This is a genomic window from uncultured Ruminococcus sp., from assembly GCF_946415235.1.
In the GTDB taxonomy this organism is placed as follows: Bacteria; Bacillota; Clostridia; order Oscillospirales; family Ruminococcaceae; genus Ruminococcus.
Genome location: NZ_CAMKRR010000019.1, coordinates 1 through 18,864, shown reverse-complemented (window position 1 = coordinate 18,864; position 18,864 = coordinate 1). Strand labels below are relative to the sequence as shown.

General features: G+C 46.3%; 18 protein-coding genes. 4 read left to right on the top strand and 14 right to left on the bottom strand.

The window, feature by feature from the left end; all coding sequences use genetic code 11:
- Positions 1 to 9: 9 nt before the first annotated feature.
- The 7 genes from Q0R37_RS06150 to Q0R37_RS06120 all read right to left on the bottom strand — a co-directional run bounded on the left by Q0R37_RS06150 (position 10) and on the right by Q0R37_RS06120 (position 5,284).
- A complete protein-coding gene (locus Q0R37_RS06150; RefSeq protein WP_294752488.1) occupies positions 10 to 1,683 on the bottom strand; it encodes a bifunctional diguanylate cyclase/phosphodiesterase in 1,674 nt (557 codons plus the stop codon).
- Between the two features lie 284 nt (positions 1,684 to 1,967).
- Entirely contained in the window at positions 1,968 to 2,465 is a 498-nt protein-coding gene (queF, locus tag Q0R37_RS06145) for a preQ(1) synthase (RefSeq protein ID WP_294752486.1), read from the bottom strand.
- A 1-nt stretch (position 2,466) separates the two neighbouring features.
- Positions 2,467 to 3,156, bottom strand: coding sequence for a 7-cyano-7-deazaguanine synthase QueC (queC, locus tag Q0R37_RS06140; protein WP_294752484.1), 690 nt, complete (start codon positions 3,154 to 3,156; stop codon positions 2,467 to 2,469).
- Between the two features lie 13 nt (positions 3,157 to 3,169).
- Complete coding sequence (gene folE, locus Q0R37_RS06135; RefSeq protein ID WP_294752483.1) at positions 3,170 to 3,721, bottom strand: GTP cyclohydrolase I FolE; 552 nt, start codon at positions 3,719 to 3,721, stop codon at positions 3,170 to 3,172.
- An 11-nt stretch (positions 3,722 to 3,732) separates the two neighbouring features.
- Positions 3,733 to 4,395, bottom strand: coding sequence for a putative 7-carboxy-7-deazaguanine synthase QueE (gene queE, locus Q0R37_RS06130; RefSeq protein WP_294752481.1), 663 nt, complete (start codon positions 4,393 to 4,395; stop codon positions 3,733 to 3,735).
- Positions 4,392 to 4,817, bottom strand: coding sequence for a 6-carboxytetrahydropterin synthase QueD (gene queD, locus Q0R37_RS06125; RefSeq protein ID WP_294752479.1), 426 nt, complete (start codon positions 4,815 to 4,817; stop codon positions 4,392 to 4,394). Before queD ends, queE begins: the two co-directional genes overlap by 4 nt.
- Positions 4,818 to 5,014: 197 nt before the next feature.
- Positions 5,015 to 5,284 (bottom strand): acylphosphatase, encoded by a 270-nt coding sequence (locus tag Q0R37_RS06120; RefSeq protein WP_294752477.1) that lies wholly within the window; start codon positions 5,282 to 5,284, stop codon positions 5,015 to 5,017.
- 228 nt (positions 5,285 to 5,512) lie between these two features.
- Here Q0R37_RS06120 and Q0R37_RS06115 point away from each other — a divergent pair, with 228 nt between their 5' ends.
- Both Q0R37_RS06115 and Q0R37_RS06110 read left to right on the top strand, forming a co-directional pair.
- Positions 5,513 to 6,607: a TraB/GumN family protein gene (locus Q0R37_RS06115; protein ID WP_294752476.1), complete on the top strand. Its 1,095-nt coding sequence runs from the start codon at positions 5,513 to 5,515 to the stop codon at positions 6,605 to 6,607.
- 139 nt (positions 6,608 to 6,746) lie between these two features.
- Entirely contained in the window at positions 6,747 to 9,263 is a 2,517-nt protein-coding gene (locus Q0R37_RS06110; RefSeq protein WP_294752475.1) for a heavy metal translocating P-type ATPase, read from the top strand.
- 34 nt (positions 9,264 to 9,297) lie between these two features.
- Here Q0R37_RS06110 and Q0R37_RS06105 read toward each other — a convergent pair whose 3' ends face one another.
- The 4 genes from Q0R37_RS06105 to Q0R37_RS06090 all read right to left on the bottom strand — a co-directional run bounded on the left by Q0R37_RS06105 (position 9,298) and on the right by Q0R37_RS06090 (position 13,710).
- Positions 9,298 to 10,647 (bottom strand): hypothetical protein, encoded by a 1,350-nt coding sequence (locus Q0R37_RS06105; protein ID WP_294752474.1) that lies wholly within the window; start codon positions 10,645 to 10,647, stop codon positions 9,298 to 9,300.
- Positions 10,640 to 11,194, bottom strand: a complete 555-nt coding sequence (locus tag Q0R37_RS06100; RefSeq protein WP_294752472.1) for a sigma-70 family RNA polymerase sigma factor — start codon at positions 11,192 to 11,194, stop codon at positions 10,640 to 10,642. Before Q0R37_RS06100 ends, Q0R37_RS06105 begins: the two co-directional genes overlap by 8 nt.
- Before the next feature lie 195 nt (positions 11,195 to 11,389).
- Positions 11,390 to 12,418 (bottom strand): dTDP-glucose 4,6-dehydratase, encoded by a 1,029-nt coding sequence (rfbB, locus tag Q0R37_RS06095; RefSeq protein ID WP_294752470.1) that lies wholly within the window; start codon positions 12,416 to 12,418, stop codon positions 11,390 to 11,392.
- A gap of 188 nt (positions 12,419 to 12,606) precedes the next feature.
- The gene (locus Q0R37_RS06090) at positions 12,607 to 13,710 is read right to left on the bottom strand and encodes a hypothetical protein (protein ID WP_294752468.1); all 1,104 of its coding nucleotides are present in this window, start codon (positions 13,708 to 13,710) and stop codon (positions 12,607 to 12,609) included.
- Between the two features lie 208 nt (positions 13,711 to 13,918).
- Between Q0R37_RS06090 and Q0R37_RS06085 the strand changes: the two genes are divergently transcribed.
- Positions 13,919 to 14,479 carry a hypothetical protein gene (locus Q0R37_RS06085; RefSeq protein WP_294752466.1) on the top strand — a complete coding sequence of 187 codons (561 nt, stop codon included), beginning with the start codon at positions 13,919 to 13,921 and terminating at the stop codon, positions 14,477 to 14,479.
- Between the two features lie 30 nt (positions 14,480 to 14,509).
- The gene (locus tag Q0R37_RS06080; RefSeq protein WP_294752465.1) at positions 14,510 to 15,247 is read left to right on the top strand and encodes a prolipoprotein diacylglyceryl transferase family protein; all 738 of its coding nucleotides are present in this window, start codon (positions 14,510 to 14,512) and stop codon (positions 15,245 to 15,247) included.
- Positions 15,248 to 15,366: 119 nt separating this feature from the next.
- On the opposite strand, the gene Q0R37_RS06075 is transcribed toward Q0R37_RS06080, so the two are convergent.
- The 3 genes from Q0R37_RS06075 to Q0R37_RS06065 all read right to left on the bottom strand — a co-directional run.
- Positions 15,367 to 16,269: an alpha/beta hydrolase-fold protein gene (locus Q0R37_RS06075; RefSeq protein WP_294752463.1), complete on the bottom strand. Its 903-nt coding sequence runs from the start codon at positions 16,267 to 16,269 to the stop codon at positions 15,367 to 15,369.
- Between the two features lie 316 nt (positions 16,270 to 16,585).
- The gene (locus Q0R37_RS06070) at positions 16,586 to 16,867 is read right to left on the bottom strand and encodes a hypothetical protein (RefSeq protein ID WP_294752461.1); all 282 of its coding nucleotides are present in this window, start codon (positions 16,865 to 16,867) and stop codon (positions 16,586 to 16,588) included.
- Between the two features lie 747 nt (positions 16,868 to 17,614).
- Positions 17,615 to 18,864 (bottom strand): polysaccharide deacetylase family protein (locus tag Q0R37_RS06065; protein WP_294752460.1); only part of this gene is annotated, 1,250 nt, incomplete at its 5' end.

Below are 18,864 nucleotides of genomic sequence, written 5' to 3'. Positions count from 1 at the left end.
TTTTTTTATTCAGTCCTCGACTTCATATCTGCCGATATCAAGCCTTTTTTCAAATTCATCCACAGGCAGCGGCTTGTCATACAGAAATCCCTGTGCAAGGTCGCATTTATTATTTCTCAGAGCTCTTACCTGAGCCTGTGTTTCCACACCCTCGGCAATACATTCAAGCCCCATGGCTCTTGCCATGCCCACAACATAATGGAACATGACGTCCTTGATGCTGCCCTCCGAATTCTCGTCCTCGGGCAGGAAGTTCTTATCGACCTTCATCACGTCCCACGGTATCTCCTTAATGAGATTAAGTGAAGAATATCCCATTCCGAAGTCGTCCACAGAAGTACATATCCCTGCCTGCCGAAGTCCGTTAACTACTCTCTTGAGGTCGCGGAACTCCACGTCCGTAGTGGTCTCCGTAAGCTCTATTTCCACATATTCATGCGGTACATTGTTCCTGTCAACTATTTCGAGCAGATGCTCGAGAAGGTCTATATCGACCATGTGCTTCCGTGAAAGGTTAACGGATACCCTCACGACCTTTCGTCCTTCATCAAGCCATCTGCGGATATCCCTGCATACATGGTCGAGCATATAGAAGTCAAGCTTGCATATCTCAAGTCCCTGTTCAAGGATCGGTATGAACTCCAAAGGCGGGACTATCTTTCCGTCCCTGAACCAGCGGCAAAGAGCCTCTGCGCCTACTATCTCGCCCGTATTGATATTCACCTTCGGCTGATAGAAAACATGGTACTCCTCTTTCTCTATCGCTTTCGGGAAGAGGTGCTGGATACGCATTACCTTGTCCTTTTCGGCAAGCATCTCATTGCTGAAAAATACGATATTCTGCTTTCCGTTGACCTTTGCAGCCGTTGAAGCAGCGATTATCTTATCGAGTATGTCTCCCACGTCCTCCATGACGAAGTCATCAGGTATCAGAAAAACGCCTACAGAAGCAGATACCATTATCCTGTCTCCCGAATGAACGTCATATACGACAGCTGCACCGCTGAGGTATCCGAGCACGTCGTTAAGACATTCCCGATCACATATAATTGCGAAATTATCACCGCCGATACGGCATATCGCTCCTTTTTCGCTTATCATCTCTTCAAGGGCACTGAAAAAGCTGTGCATTACCATGCTTCCGAGACTTCTTCCGATCTGCTTGTTCACAAGCGCGAAATGTCTCAGATTGAAGTGGAGCGCCGCTCTTCCCGTAAGCTTGCCCTCAATATCAGCGCGCTGAAGATACCGCACGAAATAACGGAAATTATGATAGCCGTCATCATCGAAAAATGCAAACCTTTTAGCTGCTTCCTGTATCCTGTTCCTGCTGACATAAACAGTAACGGTGTCAAGGAAAAAGCTGACCGTTTCCGCTTCCTCGCTGCTCCACGGCTCTGCTCCGTTTCTGATATGCACCTCGCAGGTGATGATATTCAGCATATCGGTAACTATGCGTGATGACAGCGCAACCGTACCCTCTTCGCCGCTGTCATATGATATAATGACATCAGCTTTGCCAAGCTCTTCCAGCTTTGCATTCTGATATGTCTTTGTAGCTATTTTTGATATACGGAACATATCACATATGCTTTCGAGCTCTTCCTTTACCAAGCTGAAATCGATCTTTTTCATGCTGTTGAGCTCTTTCAGCATTTTTTCAAATAATGCATGGAAATTCATACTTTCACTTCCCATCCAAGAAATGATGGAGCATCATTTCTTTTGTAAAAACATAAGCGAATCATCAGCATATCTATATCTTTTAGCAATTCAATTCGCCAATCTCAATCCCATTGTCAATTCGATCCATAATTTGCTACTACATTATATCACATTATAGTTAATTTGTCAATATTCAGCAAAAAATCGCTGAAGCCTCCCCTTTTTTTACATCAAAAAGCGCGTGCAGCAATGAGCGGCACGCGCAGAACATCTTAAATATACGGTCAACATCCGATTTTTCGCTACCTGTTGTCAACAGACTCGGGATACATATCATGATGTGCAAGTCTGTCCCACGCCAGCTGCTCCCACTTTGTGCCTGCAATACCGTAATTGCAGTACGGGTCAATGGAAATGCCGCCGCGGGGCAGGAATTTTCCCCAAACCTCAATATACTTGGGCTCCATGAGCTTTATGAGGTCCTTCATGATGATGTTCACGCAGTCCTCGTGAAAATCCCCGTGATTACGGAAGCTGAACAGATAAAGCTTCAGCGACTTGCTCTCCACCATTTTTTCGGCAGGGATATAGGATATGTATATGGTCGCGAAGTCGGGCTGTCCCGTAATAGGACAGAGACTTGTGAACTCAGGGCAGTTGAACTTCACAAAGTAATCGTTGTCGGGGTGCTTGTTGGGAAAGGTCTCAAGCACGGACGGGTCATAATCCGAGGAATAGGTCGTTCTGTTATTTCCGAGAAGAGATATGCTTCCCTTTTCGTTTTCATTTCTTCCTGTCATGTTATACTCCTTTCACAAGCGCGGGGTCTGCCACACCGTTTTCCGCAAAGGCAGCCGCTCTGTCGATGCAGGTACCGCATTTTCCGCAGGGCTTGTCTCCGCCCTCATAGCAGCTCCATGTGAGCTCATAAGGTACACCCAGTTCAAGTCCTTTTTTTACGACCTGAGCCTTTGTGAGCCCGATGAACGGAGCTTCAACTCTCAGCTCGCAGCCGCTTCCGAGGTATATGGCACGGTTTATCGCTTCATTGAACTCACTGCTGCAGTCGGGGTAGGCATTTCCCGCGGCATCGTCGCTGTGAGCACCGTAGTATATGACCTCACAGCCATTTGACAGCGCTATACTGGCAGCAGATGAGAGGAAAAGACCGTTCCTGAACGGTACATAGGTCGAAACGGGCGAACCGTCCGTTCCCTTGAGCTGTTCCGCATAGGATTCCTTCGGTATCTCCTTTGACGAGCCTTTCAGCAGGGAGCAGTCCGAATCCGCAAATATCAGCGCAAGATCAAGCTTTTTATGCTTTACTCCGTAGTGAGCAGCTATTTTTTCCGCAGCCTCAAGCTCCCTGCTGTGCTTCTGACCGTAATAAACGGACAGTGCAAGGACCTCCTCTGCTCCGTATTTATCAACGGCTATGCCGAGACAGGTCGTGCTGTCCACTCCGCCGCTGAACAAAACCAGTGCTTTCATATCTATCTCCTTATCAGTCCAGTAATTTTCTGAGCTCAGGGTCGTTCCTGAACTCTCCCCGCCATGTTTTGGTAACAGTTTTTGCGGCAGCGTTGCGTATGCCCCGTGCAGTCATGCAGCTGTGGCAGCCCTTTATAACAACTCCCACATCGGGAGAACCCGAAGCCTCCGCGATTATCTCAGCTATATCGCTTCCGAGCCTTTCCTGAAGCTGTAGGCGCTTTGCCGCCATATCGCATATCCTTGCGATCTTGCTGAGCCCGAGGACACGTCCCTTCGGGATATAAGCCACATCTACGGTCATATCGTACATTAGCGCCATATGATGCTCGCAGTGGCTGAACACGGTGATATCCTTCATGACAACAGCCGTATCGTCGGCAGCCTCAAAGGTCTTTCCGAACATCTGCGCTATATCGTGATTAGAGTAGGCTATTCCCTCGAATACCTCTTCCATCATACGCGCCACTCGCTGAGGAGTCTCACGAAGTCCCTCACGCTCGGGATCTTCGCCGAGGGCTTCAAGAATACCTCTTATATGCATTTCTATCGCTTTTGTATCCATACTTTCTCCTTTCAGACGCCCCGCTTGTCGGGCTCCCAGATGAATTTATGGAGCTGAAGCTGTAATCTTACGCCGTTGAGCTTCTCCGCTGCCATGAAATCAACTATTTCCGCAGGTCCTATCCTGCCGAATACAGGGCTTATATACACTCTGCACCTGTTTACAAGGTCAAATCTCTTTATTATCTGAACGGCTCTTCTCAGGTCATCTATGCTGCCCGAAACGAACTTCACAGTATCGCTTTCCGTAAGAAAAGCATAGTTTTCGGTGAGCATAGCTGCTTCCATGCCGCTGTCGGGGAGCTTGTAATCAAGAGTAAAGGACGGTCTGAGCTTCCCCGCCGCAAGCTCCTCAACGGAAATGCTGCCGTTGGTTTCTATCTCAACGCTGTGTCCCGAGCTTATAAGGAGCTCAATAAGCTTATGCAGCCCGGACTGCATAAGCGGCTCTCCGCCTGTGAGAGTGACATTTTTCACACCTGTTAAAGCCACATACTCGGCTATCTCCTCTGCGCTCATAAGCTCGGCTTCCGCGTCTTCGCTGTTAGCCCATTTTGTATCGCAGTAGCTGCAATTGAGGTTACAGCCCCTGAAACGGATAAATACCGCAAGCTCTCCTGCCTTCTGTCCCTCGCCGTTTATGCTGATGAACTTTTCAACTACGGGATATCTCATGGCTTTTCCTCATATACCGCACAGTTCTCGGGAGTCTCATACACAGCCACGCTGCTTACGGGGAGGCCCTCTTCTTTGAGCTTTCCGTAGAAGTACTCCGCGAAATTCTCAGCCGTCGGACGGAAGGGTACAGCGATAAGCCTGAAATTTTCGGCGCTGAGAGCTGCCACCGTCTCCGCTCTCATTGACTTCTCCTCATATATGAGAGCATGATCGAAGCTGTCTGCAAGAGCGCGGACTGCGCTTTTTATATCGCCGAAATCAATGAGCATACCGCGCTTATCACCGCTTTCGGCAAGCTTTTCTCCCGAAAATTCCGCTTCTATCTTCCAGCAGTGTCCGTGTATATTTGCACACTTTCCCTCATATCCCGCAAGGAAATGTGCACTGTCAAATGACGATGAAGTTTTTAATCTGTACATATTATCACCCAAAATAAAAAGCATCTGCCAAAAGCAGATGCATCCTTACGCAAAGATATATACCGTCAGCATGAACTGCGGTATACGGATGCCCTGGTTTTTATTAACGACAGGATGGCGCAAACGAACTGTCGGAGCAACGCTCGTAAGTCATTATAACATCTGCTGAGGACTTTGTCAAGCCATTTTGCAGATGATCATACTATTTCAAATACATGATCGCCTCGAAGAGGTATGTGCTCGGAGATCATATCGTCTATACTTCCCCATATATGAGCCTTCAGCACCTCTATCATATCATTTATGTCGCTCTCGGTGCCCTCAGCTTCCATTTCAACGGAGCCGTCGTCGAGATTGCGTACCCAGCCTGTGATGCCGAATCTCTGTGCGGCATTGGAAGCTCGCCAGCGGAAGCCGACTCCCTGCACATAGCCGTAAAAAATCATATGTCTGCGTATTTTTTTCATATCAAACCTCAAAAAAAGAATAAAAACTCATAATGAACAACATCACTATATTCTCATTATATACTTTTATATTGAAAAGGTCAAGGCATTTATCCGCTTTTTATACGAATTATTGAAACAAATCCGCAAAATACAGGCTGATTTTTATAATTATTTCTTTTATTTATTGACATATGCGGCCGTCGGTAGTATAATAAACTATATTTTGTAATGAAAGGACAGAATAAAATGAAAAAAACAAGAACTGCTGCTCTTATTATGGCTTTTGCCATGGCACTTTCCGCAGCATCATGCGGCGGAAAAAAGAAGACAGCTTCGGACAAGGAGTCCGCAAAGGAAACAACAGCTGAGGTCACAACAGAAGCTTCTGCTGCCGATCCAACAGAAGGAACAACAGAAGATACATCAGAGGAAGAGCTTGCTGAAAATATGTTCGGAAGCACAGCTGACATAAACGACTTCGTCAAGACAACGGATATCAATCCCCCGCTCTGGAAGGTGACCGATCCCGACAGCGGAAACTCCATCTACCTCCTCGGAACTATGCACGTTCTCCCTGAAAAAGCAAAAGATTATCCCGAGAAATTAATGGATATCTACAACAACTGCGAAGCTATCGCTGTTGAGTACGACACCGTAGCTCTCATGTCGGACGCAAATGCTATGGCAGAAATGACACAGGGCTTCATCTATAAGGACGGTTCAAAGGTAACAGAACATATCTCGGATGAGACTTATCAGAAATTAAAGGATTATTTCAATTCTGTCGGCGGCTACAACGAGATGCTGGATATGTACAATACAGGCTTCTTCATCAATCAGCTCAACTCTATCATGCTCCTCAGACTTGAGAACCTTGAAACTTCAGGCACAGACACTTACTTCATGGAGCTTGCAAAGAAAGACAACAAGGAAGTTATCAGCATCGAAACTCTTGATACTCAGGTAAAGGCGCTCTCTGCCTACAGCGACGACCTTGCGGATTACGTCCTCAGCGATTCACTCGACGAAATGGGCAATATCGACGAATATGCCGAGGACATCGCCGAGATCTATGAGCTCTGGGCTAACGGCAGCGGCGATATTCTCTTCGATTCCGACATGGACACTGACGATATCCCCGAGGATCTCAAGGACGACTACGACGAGTACAAGAAGACTATGCTCAACGACCGCAACAAGGGTATGGCAGAAAAGGCTTCCGAGCTTCTCAAGGACGGTAAGAACTGCCTCTTCATGGTAGGCGCTCTTCACTATTCAGAGGACGTCGGAGTTGACAATCTCCTTGAGGGTATGGGCTATACGGTAGAAAAGATAGCCTGAATCCACTGAAAACAATAAGTATGAACGGTCTGACACAAGTCAGACCGTTTTTTGTAAGCCGTATATAACACGCTGTTTGACGTAAACTATAAACTGTGATATACTAAAATCAGGATATTACGGCGGAAGGAGAAAAGAGATGAAAAAATACAATATCACAGGCATGAGCTGTGCAGCGTGCAGTGCAAGAGTCGAAAAGGCTGTATCCTCCGTTGAGGGAGTTACCTCCTGCTCGGTAAGCCTGCTGACCAATTCCATGGGAGTTGAGGGCAGCGCTTCCGATGCCGCTGTCATAAAAGCTGTCACAGACGCAGGCTACGGCGCTTCTTCCGCAGACAAAGCCTCAGAGACTTCAAAGGCTGATGACAGCCTGTCGAATGACGGAGAGCTCCGCACTCTGAAGCACAGACTTTCAGCTTCACTGATATTCCTGCTGATGCTGATGTATATATCAATGGGACACTCCATGCTCGGACTTCCCCTGCCGCAGTTCATGGCAGACAATCACCTTATGAACGGTCTTGCACAGCTGCTCCTTTCCGCCATAGTCATGGTAATAAATCAGAAGTTCTTCATAAACGGCGCAAAGGGACTTCTGCACCGCTCCCCGAATATGGATACCCTTGTTGCTATGGGCTCTATGGCGTCATTCGTCTACAGTACGTGGAGCCTGTTCGCCATGACGGACGCGCAGGTAAAGGGCGATATCGCGCGGGCAGCAAGCTATTCACACGAATTCTACTTTGAATCGGCAGCTATGATAGTCACTCTCATAACTGTGGGAAAGCTCCTTGAAACACGCTCCAAGGGAAAAACTACGGACGCGCTGAAAAGCCTCATAAAGCTCTCGCCCAAGACTGCAACTGTTGTCAGAAACGGCACTGAGACCGAGATCGCCGCAGATGACGTTATAAAGGGCGATATTTTCATAGTCCGCCCGGGGCAGAGCATTCCCGTGGACGGCATCGTTATCGAGGGTGAAAGCGCAGTCAACGAAGCTGCCATAACAGGTGAAAGCATTCCCGTTGACAAAAAGGCAGGCTCGCCGGTTACAGCCGCAACCATAAACGATTCGGGCTATCTCAGGTGTGAAGCCACAAGAGTTGGCACGGACACCACACTTTCGCAGATAATAAAGCTCGTTTCCGACGCTGCCGCCACAAAAGCTCCCATAGCGAAGATCGCTGACAGAGTCTCGGGAATATTTGTCCCTGCGGTAATCATCATAGCCGCTGTAACTCTTGTTATATGGCTGCTTGTTGGCAGGAGCGCAGGCTTTGCCCTTGCAAGGGCTATATCCGTACTTGTTATAAGCTGCCCCTGTGCTCTCGGACTTGCAACTCCCGTGGCTATCATGGTTGGAAGCGGCACAGGCGCAAGGAACGGCATACTCTTCAAGAATGCTGTTTCTCTCGAACAGACGGGAAAGGTCAGCATCGTTGCTCTCGACAAGACGGGAACTGTCACCGCAGGCGAGCCCGTTGTTACTGACATTATCCCTGCAAATGGGTACAGCGAAAAAGAGGTCCTCACGCTTGCCCTTGCTCTTGAATCCCACAGCGAGCACCCTCTTGCAAGGGCTGTGATAAAGCGCTGTAACGAGGAAGAGCTGACCGCCGAGGAAGTTACCTCCTTCAGGGCAGTCTCGGGAAACGGTCTTACGGCAGAGCGCAGCGGTATAAAGATATCGGGAGGAAATCTCGGATTTATAAGCGCTTCCGCAGATATCCCCGAGGATATAAGGACTGCCTCCGAGAAGCTGTCAGCCGAGGGTAAAACTCCCCTTTTCTTTGCCGAGGGAGAAAAAGCCGTGGGACTTATTGCAGTTGCGGACGTTATCAGGAAAGACAGTGCCGAAGCCGTAAAACAGCTGAAAAATATGGGTATAAAGGTCATCATGCTCACAGGTGACAACGAGACTACCGCAAGAGCTGTGGGACAGCAGGCAGGAGTTGACGAGGTCATCGCAGGAGTGCTCCCCGACGAAAAGGAAGCGGCTGTCCGCAGGCTGAAAAAGCAGGGCGTTACCGCAATGGTGGGAGACGGAATAAATGACGCTCCCGCCCTTACTTCGGCTGATATGGGCATAGCCGTCGGCGCAGGCACGGACGTTGCCATAGACGCGGCGGACGTGGTCCTCATGAAAAGCAGTCTCAGTGACGTTCCTGCCGCTGTAAGGCTCAGCAGGGCAACTCTCAGGAATATAAAGCAGAACCTTTTCTGGGCGTTCTTCTACAATATAATAGGTATCCCCCTTGCCGCAGGAGCTTATATAAAGCTTTTCGGCTGGGAGCTTAACCCCATGTTCGGTGCGGCGGCTATGAGCCTTTCAAGCTTCTGCGTGGTGACAAATGCGCTCAGGCTCAATATGTTCAAGCCATATGATGCAAGCCGCGACAAAAAGCGCTCCGCAGCCGTAAAGCCTGCTGAAGCTCCCGAAAGCAGCACAGAAAAGACCATAGAAATAAAGGGTATGATGTGCGATCACTGTGAGGCTCGCGTAAAAAAGGCTCTGGAGGAGCTCAGTGCCGTGGAAAGCGCAGAGGTGAGCCATAAGAGCGGAACGGCTGTGGTCGGGCTGTGCGGCGATATCTCCGACAATGAGCTGAAACAGGCTGTTGAAGCCGCAGGCTACAAGGTCACGAAGATAACATAAAAGAAGGCAAGCTTTTACGCTTGCCTTCTGCTTTTTAATTAAGCCAGTTATCCTGAACGTAGGTATCGTATGTACTTACCATAAAGTCGCTGTTGACGTATACGTCCTTGTCCACCTCTATAAGGATATGCCACTCAGCCATATCACAAGTTTCAATCTGTGGTAATTTGCGCTCAATTGTGACACCGATTCCACCGACCTGCACTACATTATACCTGTGACTGCCGCTGCCCGTTTCAAGAACGACCAGCATCAGCTTATGGGTGCTGAACCAGTTATCATCATATTTAGCAGCTGTTTTGATAAATTCGTCATCATTGTATGAACCGCTCCACCTTTTTTTAGCATTCTCCCAGTATTCTTCTATATAACTGTCAAGCTCAGAACGGCTCGTAATAAGCTTTTTCTGTGGATAGCTTACATTTCCGCCGTAACAATTCGTGCGGATATACTGAGCATTGAAGTCATAGCTCTGTATAGGAATCGGAACGCTGTACTGTGAAGGATACATTCCTATCTCCTCGCCGTGTTCCATAAGGTATTCGGCAAGGTCATCGGGAAGAACAGCTTCCATCTGAACAGGATTGCTGGTTGAGCTGTTGCGCCATACCCATTTGTAATATCCCGAAAAATTGAAATAGAATATCTCCGTATCTCCGGGAGCGTTCAGCACATACTCGGGAAGTCCGTCACAGGTCTCGGGAGAATAGGTCAACTCGTTAAGACGGGCGAATACGTCCATTTTCTCACTGGGTGCAGGAGCTTTTGTGGTCGTTGCCGACTCTGTGCGCTTGGTCGTAGTTGTCTTTGTTGTGGTCTTTGTGGCCGTCTTTGCAGTAGTCTTGGAAGTAGTCTTTGGCTTCTGCGTTTCCGTGGGCTTTTCGGTCTGCTGTACCGTCACCTTCACCACTGTTTCCGCAGTCTGCTGGTTTTTGTCTGTCTTTGAAGTCTGCTCAGTGTCCTTTTTATCCGAGGCAGCCGAAGTCGACTTTTCTGTAGTCTTTGCTGTAGTTTTTTCGCTCTTCTGTGCGGAAGTGGTCTCGCTTTCAGCTTCCTTTTTATCATTACTTTCCTTTGTTGACACTTCATCCGTGCTGTCTGCCTCTGTGGCAAGCTCTGTCTCTTCTTTTACAACGGGAGTACGTTGCCTGAACACATTATACCCGACAGCTCCGATACCTGCCGCAAGAACGAACATAGCCGCCGTTGCAGCGATCCTGCGCCATTTTATCTTATTGCTGTAGAGCTCAACGCCCGATACGGTCATGCCGCTGTCCTCAGCCCCTGTATCGGCTTTTACAAGCTTTTCGGGCTTTATCTCGGCTTCCTTTATAAGGTCGTCGTCGATCATATTAATGGCTTCATAAAATTTCTTTTTATCCATAAACATAACCCTCTTTCTTCAAATATTCTTTCAGTTTTTTTCTTGTCCTGAAAAGATAGGTAGCGACAGTCTTTTCGTTCATGTCGAAATACTCCGCTATCTTTGAAACGCTGTCACCGTACCAGTAGCGCCTGACGAACACCTTTCTGTGGAGCTCGTCCTGTGTACGCAGAAAGCTGCTGATAATTCCCGCAAGCTTTTCCGCCGAGATATCGTCGCCGCGCCTGTCGGGAATACACTCCGAGAGCTCGTCAATGGAAACCTCATACTCCGAGCTGCGCTTCCGTGCAGTATTGTACTTAAGGCGGTCTATAGCCTTGTTCTTTACGATACGACAGAGATAAGTTTTTAAGTCGCGGGGCTCTTCGGGCGGTATCTTGTTCCATATATCATAGTATGCGGAATTTACGCACTCCTCGATATCCTCACGCCTGTACAGGATATTCCCCGCAATATAGCAGCAAAGTCCGTCGTACTTGCTTTTCAGCTCCTTTAAGGCGTTTTCGTCTCTTTTCAGGAACATTTCCATGATCGATGCATCATTCATATGGGAAACCCTCCTTTCATGAGGTATTGAGTTCCTCTTGTCTATATAGTCGATTTTTGAAGCGGAATATTTCACTTTTTCAAAAAAATCTTCAATGAAATTATACATCTGTAATATGAATAATTCAATACAGCTCTCAGATATCCGTATAAAAAATTATCCCCCGACTCTTTATAAAGTCGGGGGAGCGTTTTTTCACACCTGTGCGCGGTTGCCGTACATTTTCTCGTAGTAGTTCTGATACTCGCCGCTGATGATAGTCTCCCACCACTCGCGGTTCTCAAGGTACCATTTGATAGTTTTCTTTATGCCGTCTGCAAACTTTGTCTCGGGCAGCCAGCCAAGCTCGTTGTGTATCTTTGTGGGGTCGATAGCATAGCGCATATCGTGTCCCTTTCTGTCCTCAACGTGAGTGATAAGACTCTCGGGCTTGCCGAGCTCCTTGCAGATGAGCTTAACGATGTCGATATTCTTCATCTCGTTGTGTCCGCCTACGTTGTAGACCTCGCCTACTCTGCCCTTGTGGATTATGAGATCAATGGCGCGGCAGTGATCCTCAACATACAGCCAGTCTCTTACATTCAGTCCCTCGCCGTATACCGGGAGCGGCTTGTCTGCAAGTGCATTTGCTATCATAAGAGGTATCAGCTTCTCGGGGAAGTGATAAGGTCCGTAGTTATTGGAGCATCTTGAAATTGTCACAGGAAGTCCGTATGTCCTGTGGTAAGCCATTACAAGAAGGTCTGCTCCTGCCTTTGAAGAGCTGTATGGGCTGCTTGTGTGGATAGGCGTTTCCTCTGTGAAGAAAAGGTCGGGTCTGTCGAGAGGAAGGTCGCCGTATACCTCATCAGTCGATACCTGATGATATCTCTGTATACCGTACTTGCGGCAGGCATCCATGAGGACCTGTGTACCGAGGATATTTGTCTGAAGGAATATCTCGGGATTTTCGATAGAACGGTCAACGTGTGACTCTGCTGCAAAGTTTACAACGATATCGGGCTTTTCTTCCTCGAAGAGCTTGTATATCGCTTCTCTGTCACAGATATCTATCTTTACGAAGCGGAAATTCGGATTCTTCATTACAGGCTCAAGTGTGGAAAGGTTGCCTGCATATGTGAGCTTGTCCAGACATACGATACGGTAGTCGGGATATGTATCCAGCATATGGAATACGAAATTCGAGCCGATGAAGCCGGCTCCGCCTGTTACAAATATAGTCATACTCTTAACCTCTTATTAATGATATTTTCGGAAATACTATCGAGATGTTCACACATTCTCATAATATACATCTTTTCAAGTATATCATACCTTTATACAAAAATCAAGTCAAAAATGCAGCTTGCAGAAAAACAGCAACTTTTGAAAAACAGAGCCGTGACCTGACAACAAATCGCATATCAGACTGATCAATTGCTTGTCTTTTCTTCCGTCCGCTGACCCAGCAGCAGCTTTATGACAAGCCAGTCATCTATCCAGCAGTAGCTCAGCTCCGAAAGATCAATGTCGGCTTTCATGAATTCAATGGCTCCCACACCATGGCGGATACCTTCTATGGCATCTTTATAGTCCTTTTCGTTTTCAAACTTTATTTCTATCTGCTCTTCACTGCTGTGCTTCGCTATTATCTCCGATATCCTGTCAGCGTTGTATTCCGTCATGTAGGAGCCGTCAACGATATAAAAGTATTTGTCAAAGGAATCGCATTTCGGGACAAATCTGTTATCTCCCTTGCTGAGGTCATGATTTTCCGATAAATGCCCGTCATCGCACATAAAGTAATTATGCGTATAATTATAGTATACATCTTCTCCGAAATCAGGGTCATCATATGCAAGGTCTATCCAGTAATACTTGCCGTCAAGCCTTATATAGTTCCATGTATGACCACCGTTTGAAAACATACCGCACTCAAAGCCCATTCTTTCCATAATGTACTGGAATGCCTGAGCATACCCCGCAGACTGCGTTCTTCCGTTTACAAGGCAGCCGTAGACCGTATCGGTGAATTCATCCTCATCACCGTCCTGATACCATGTATTCCTTACTATCTCATCATGTACAAAAAGTATCTTTTCCCAGTCTGAAGCTCCAACAGGTATATTGTGTATTATCCTGTCTGCCTGTTCCGAGACCTCATCGCACATTTCCCTTATCCTGCCGATAGATATCTCATCACCTCTGAGATTCAGTCCCATATCCGTATATCCCTCAGGATAGGATTGAGCAAGAAATGAATCATCTATCCAGAAAAACTCGGGATGCTCATAGACTACTCTTTGTACTATATCAAATACCTTGCTTTCATCGGGATAACCATAGTACTTTATAGACTGATATTCATAATTTGAAAGATGATCGTATATGACCTGATACAGTGCTTCATCGTCATTCGTATACGCAGCATTGACACGAGTTTCATGTGTTTCTTCGCTGTCATAGTCATCATAATCACAGCCGCACATAAGAACCAAAACAGCCATTACAGGAAACAGCTTCTTCAATATTCCCATCAATATCTCCTTTATCATAAAAAGTGTTTTCCGATATCACCTTATATTTTGCCATATATCACTGTTTTTGTCAAGAGAAAATCTTCATAGCATTAAACAGTTACAAATGTCACTGAAAAAATTATAAATGTCATATTTGCATTTCATGCGGATAGGTGTATAATAATATCATAGAAACATTAAATCCCTTTTTATGGAGGCAGATAATATGACGATCCATTTTTTTGAGATACAGAACTGCACCTTGCTATACAATATGGGTTATCCCATATTTCTTGCACCTGACGGCACGGACGAGGAGCTTCTCGCTATGCGCGGTTTTGCAAAGCAGAGTAACGGTAAATGGATAAGATATGTCGATCAGTTTGAATACGGCTACATCATGCAGCTAAGGAACTGCGAAGAGATCGTTTTCAACGATGATACCGTAAAGAATATCACGTACTTCCCGATACAGTATAACAGTACAGCTCAGCAGGAAAACAGCGGCACAGCCAATATCCTCTGTATCATCTCGGTCACTCTTATGCTGATAACAGTTCCCATATTTTTTACTAAGGTACCCATTCTCAGCGGATTTTTCTTCATTGCCGCAATGGTTCTGATGATAATCGCAAGGGTGATGTACCCGAAAAGCACCTTTGCCAAAATACTCTGCATCATTTACATATTTCTCGCCGTAATTCTGCTCGTTATAAGTATAGCAGCCATTATCACGCTGTACATAGCCTGCAATGAATGTGTAAACAGTCTCAGCTCTTGCAGCTGACAGGACCATACAAAATAAGGAGCGAATAATATGAATATACATATCTGCACGGATTATTTTTTGTTTCCGCCCTATGCGATAATGATCCTGCTATCATGCACGGCAGGCTTTACATTGCAGTATATCCTCAATGTAAAGCGTGGGATACAGCCTATGACATCAGGCTTTATAACACTTCTCTCGCCGTTTATGAGCTTTTTCTTTGCGTTCCTGCTAACTTATGCCGCATCGGGAGGGCAGAAAACAGGTCTTTCATCTATGGGCGGACTTTTCGGTATGTACCTCAGCGTAATTACTCTCGCCCTCATAAACCGCGACAAAGGCAGCACAAAAATAACTCTTGAAAACTGTACTCTTGTTCTTCCGCTTATGTACAGTATTTCCAAAACAGGCTGTTTCCTTGCCGGCTGCTGCCGCGGGATACCCTATAATGGCCCGTTCTGCGTGAAGTACTCGGGAAAGGTCACTGAAACAGGATGTATATTCCCCGTTCAGCTTGCGGAAGCCATGGTATTTTTCATTATTTTCGCCATAGGTATGATAATGCTCGCGAAGAAATGCAGGCATACTTCAGTTTACCTGCTTACACTCTGTGCGGCGTCTAAAGGTCTGCTTGATTTCCTCAGAGAGTCCCACATCGGCAAAGCAGTATCACTTAATCAGCTGCTTTGTTTAGCTGCTGCCGCCGCAGGTATCATTTACGCAGCTGCTTCCGAAAGAGAGCTCCGCGGAAATACTGATACTGTCAGAGCTTCATTAGCAAAATGACAATATAAAAAACAGCACTATGCAAATGCACAGTGCTGTTTTATTATCCGTAACATTGAGCCTTCTGTCAGCGGAAGAACAGTTATCCTGCCGCTATGTGCTCAGAATCCCACATAGGATTATTTGTATTGTGTTATAGGCATACTATAGTCCATATTATTGATTCTGCTCTCTGTGAGTACAACATTATGGTCAAGGTAATACATATAAACGAATATCTCTCTGAAGAAGATATCTACCTTATGAGGATAATTCTTTGTAACGTATGTCTTGAAAGGATAGCCGTTCTTACGTGCTTCTGACTCATATCTCTTTGCATTTTCCTGGAAGATATATGTCTGACCGTTGCTTTCGCTCTTGCTGTATGCGATCAGACGGCGTGCTCTGCTGCTCTTAGCAAAAACGATCTCCTTAGCGCTCTTGAGCCACTGCTTTCCGTCATACGAGTAATATGTGTGTGAAGGACTAAGAGATGCAACGTTTGTGTAAAGATTAGGATATAATGTACCTGTAAGAAGTGAAGCGGAACCGCCCATTGAGTAGCCGATGATATTTATCTGCTTGCTTGGGTTAATGTACTTGCCGTACTCTGTCTTGAGGAGAGCTTCCTTCATGCCGCCCATCTGCTCACGAACGAACTGCTCGAACTGCCAGCCCTGAACGCCTGCTTCCATATCGGGATTGCTCTTGTCAACTGAAGGCATAACAATGATGGAAGGCTTTATGTAGCCGTTTGATACCCACTTGTTTACCCACTGATCGAAGTGGTACCATGTCCATCTGTTTAATCCGCCTGTACCGCAGAAAATGAGGCTGACATCGTACTGTCCCTCTTCCTCGGGTACTAAGATAAAACCGCGGTAAAGCTTGCCGCCGTAAGTTACTTCATACTTTTTGATCTCTGAATAGGTCTTGCTTTCTGCCGCACCTGCTGTCATGCCCACCATGCTCATTGACATTACTGTGAACGCCATAACTAATGTCACAATAAGTGAGATTAATCTTCTTGCTTTACTTTTCATTTCTTCCTCCTGAATTAAAAAAATTAATATGCTTCCTTGTAAAAAGCTCTTTATTTATACTGTACCGAAAACAATACACATATCCATCGGCACACCCCACGGGATAATCCCTTTCGCCTCCCTCCAAACGACACGGCATCGTCCGAAACAGTTCAGACAGCCATGATATCTTTAAAGCCGACATTTTCTCAGACCTGAAAACAGGTGATACGAAACCGGACCGCGACTCCGTTTTTCCTGCTTCGCAAAATGCGGCAGCAGCAATATTCCTTAAAGTCTGCCGAGCGCTGAATAAAGCTCGTCCGAGGCCGCAGCCCTATGCAAGGAAATCGTCGTTATACGGCAAAGTTCCGCGCAGAACACCGCGTATCAGGTCATTAAGGCGGAATTTGCATACGATACCGCCGTACTGATGATAAAGTCCCGACTCGCTCTGCATCGCTGTCTCATGCAGATCAACAAAGATATTGCATCTTATCTTTTTATTATTTTTCGATATCTGCTCATCACAGAATGATCTGCGCCCCGCTCTCTGATCATTGGCGCGATCCTCGCGGGATAAAGCACTGTTTCTGTTTTTTGATAGATAAATATTCATTCTTGCAATTCCTTTTCATCCAATAATCAATTCCCCATCAGTGCAATCCAACACCGCGAATCTCTTTTTCAGCCCGATAAACGAGCCTTAAATACTGCAAAGTATCTCTCGGATAAATAAAAAAGCTCATTGTTTGTAACATATCAGAATAAACCGATATACTCCGTTTCCGCTTTACAGAAACGTAAAAAACAAGAAGCTGTTTACAATATTCATCTGTAGGGGCAAGTAGGAACGAGCCCGTATTTCGAGACAAAAACGCCTTTTAATCGTATCAGGTGATGGGATGTAGTAACAAATATCTTTTTAATTCCAAAAGTCATTTTCATTAATTTCCTTCGCAGTATCACTATTGAAGAAAACTATTACATCATAAACATCTCGTTTATTGTATCACATTTTATACCCTTTGTCAATCACTAAACCCTCATATTGATCCCATTACAGAAAACTTTGTCAATATATGCCAAAGAAATATTGCTTTAAACACAGCTTTATATTATATTTTTATATCGTTATAACAATTAAATTTTCGTTAATATTTTATCGCAATTACGACATCTTTCACAGCTTTTTAAGACAGGAGAAGAAACATCAATTCAGCCGCTTACCGCAGCAGCTCATGTTTTAAAATGAAGGGCAGCCCATAAAATACAGACTGCCCTTCGGTAATAATAAAAACATGGAGAAATGTTTTAAGTGTTCCGGACACCTGGCGCGTGAACGTCCCACTAAATCATTCAGCGATCAGACACGTGTGTGTATCTGTCCGCCTGCAAGAGTCTTGCCCTTTGCAGCTGCCATATCAGAGATATTTACGTTCTGGTAACCATTCTGTGCGAGCCATGGAAGTACTTCTTCCATAGCAGCAGCTGTTGTAGCATAATTCTCGTGACAAAGCACTATAGCACCCTCAAGTGAACCGTTCTGTGCAGCCTGCTTGATAGTATTTACTATCTGATCCTTGGAAGCGTTGTTCCAGTCCTGAGTATCTATTGCACAGCTGATAAGCGGGATATCATAGAGTGCGGACTGAACTGTTCCGTTGCTCTCGAGATAAGGTAATCTCATGAGGTGTGAAGGCTCAGTGCCGATGATGCTCTTGAGCTTGCTGTTGCACTGCTCCCACTCGCTTCTGATCTGTGATGAACCGAGTGAACCCAGTGACTGATGTGACTTTGTATGGTTAGCTACTTCCATACCATTCTGGTACTCATACTGAACCTGCTCGTTTGTCTTGATCCAGTCGCTTACGATGAAGAATGTAGCTGTCATGTTGTTCTTGATGAGAGCGTCGATGATCCTGTATGCGGGATCAGACTTGCTCTGAGCTGAAGCGCCGTCATCGAATGAGATAGCGCAGAGCTTCTTGCCTGCCTGTACCTGAGCGCCGCCGTTATTTACCTGCTGCTGACCGCCCTGACTCCAGTCGTTTCCGCCCTGATTCCAGTTGCCCCAGTCGTTGTTCTGCTGACCGCCCTGGTTCCAGTTGAAATTCTGCTGACCGCCCTGATTCCAGTCGTTACCGCCCTGGCTCCAGTTGTTTACGTCCCAGTTGTACCAATTGTCATTGCCGCCCTGGTTCCAGTCGTTACCGCCCTGATTCCAGTCGAAATTCTGCTGACCGCCGTTGTTCCAGTCGAAGCTCTGCTGATTCCAGTCGTTGCCGCCCTGATTCCAGCTGCTCCAGTCCTGTCCGCCATTGTTCCAATCGAAGTTCTGCTGACCGTTGTTGTTATTCCAGTCATTTACGCTCCAGTTGTTCCAGTCCTGACCCTGATTCCAGTTGTTTCCGCCCTGGTTCCAGTCAAAGTTCTGCTGCCCCTGGTTCCAGTTATTCCAGTCCTGTCCGCCCTGATTCCAGTTGTTCCAGTCCTGACCACCCTGATTCCAGTTGTTCCAGTCCTGACCACCCTGATTCCAGTTATTCCAGTCCTGACCACCCTGGTTCCAGTTATTCCAGTCCTGACCTCCCTGATTCCAGTCGTTGCCGCCCT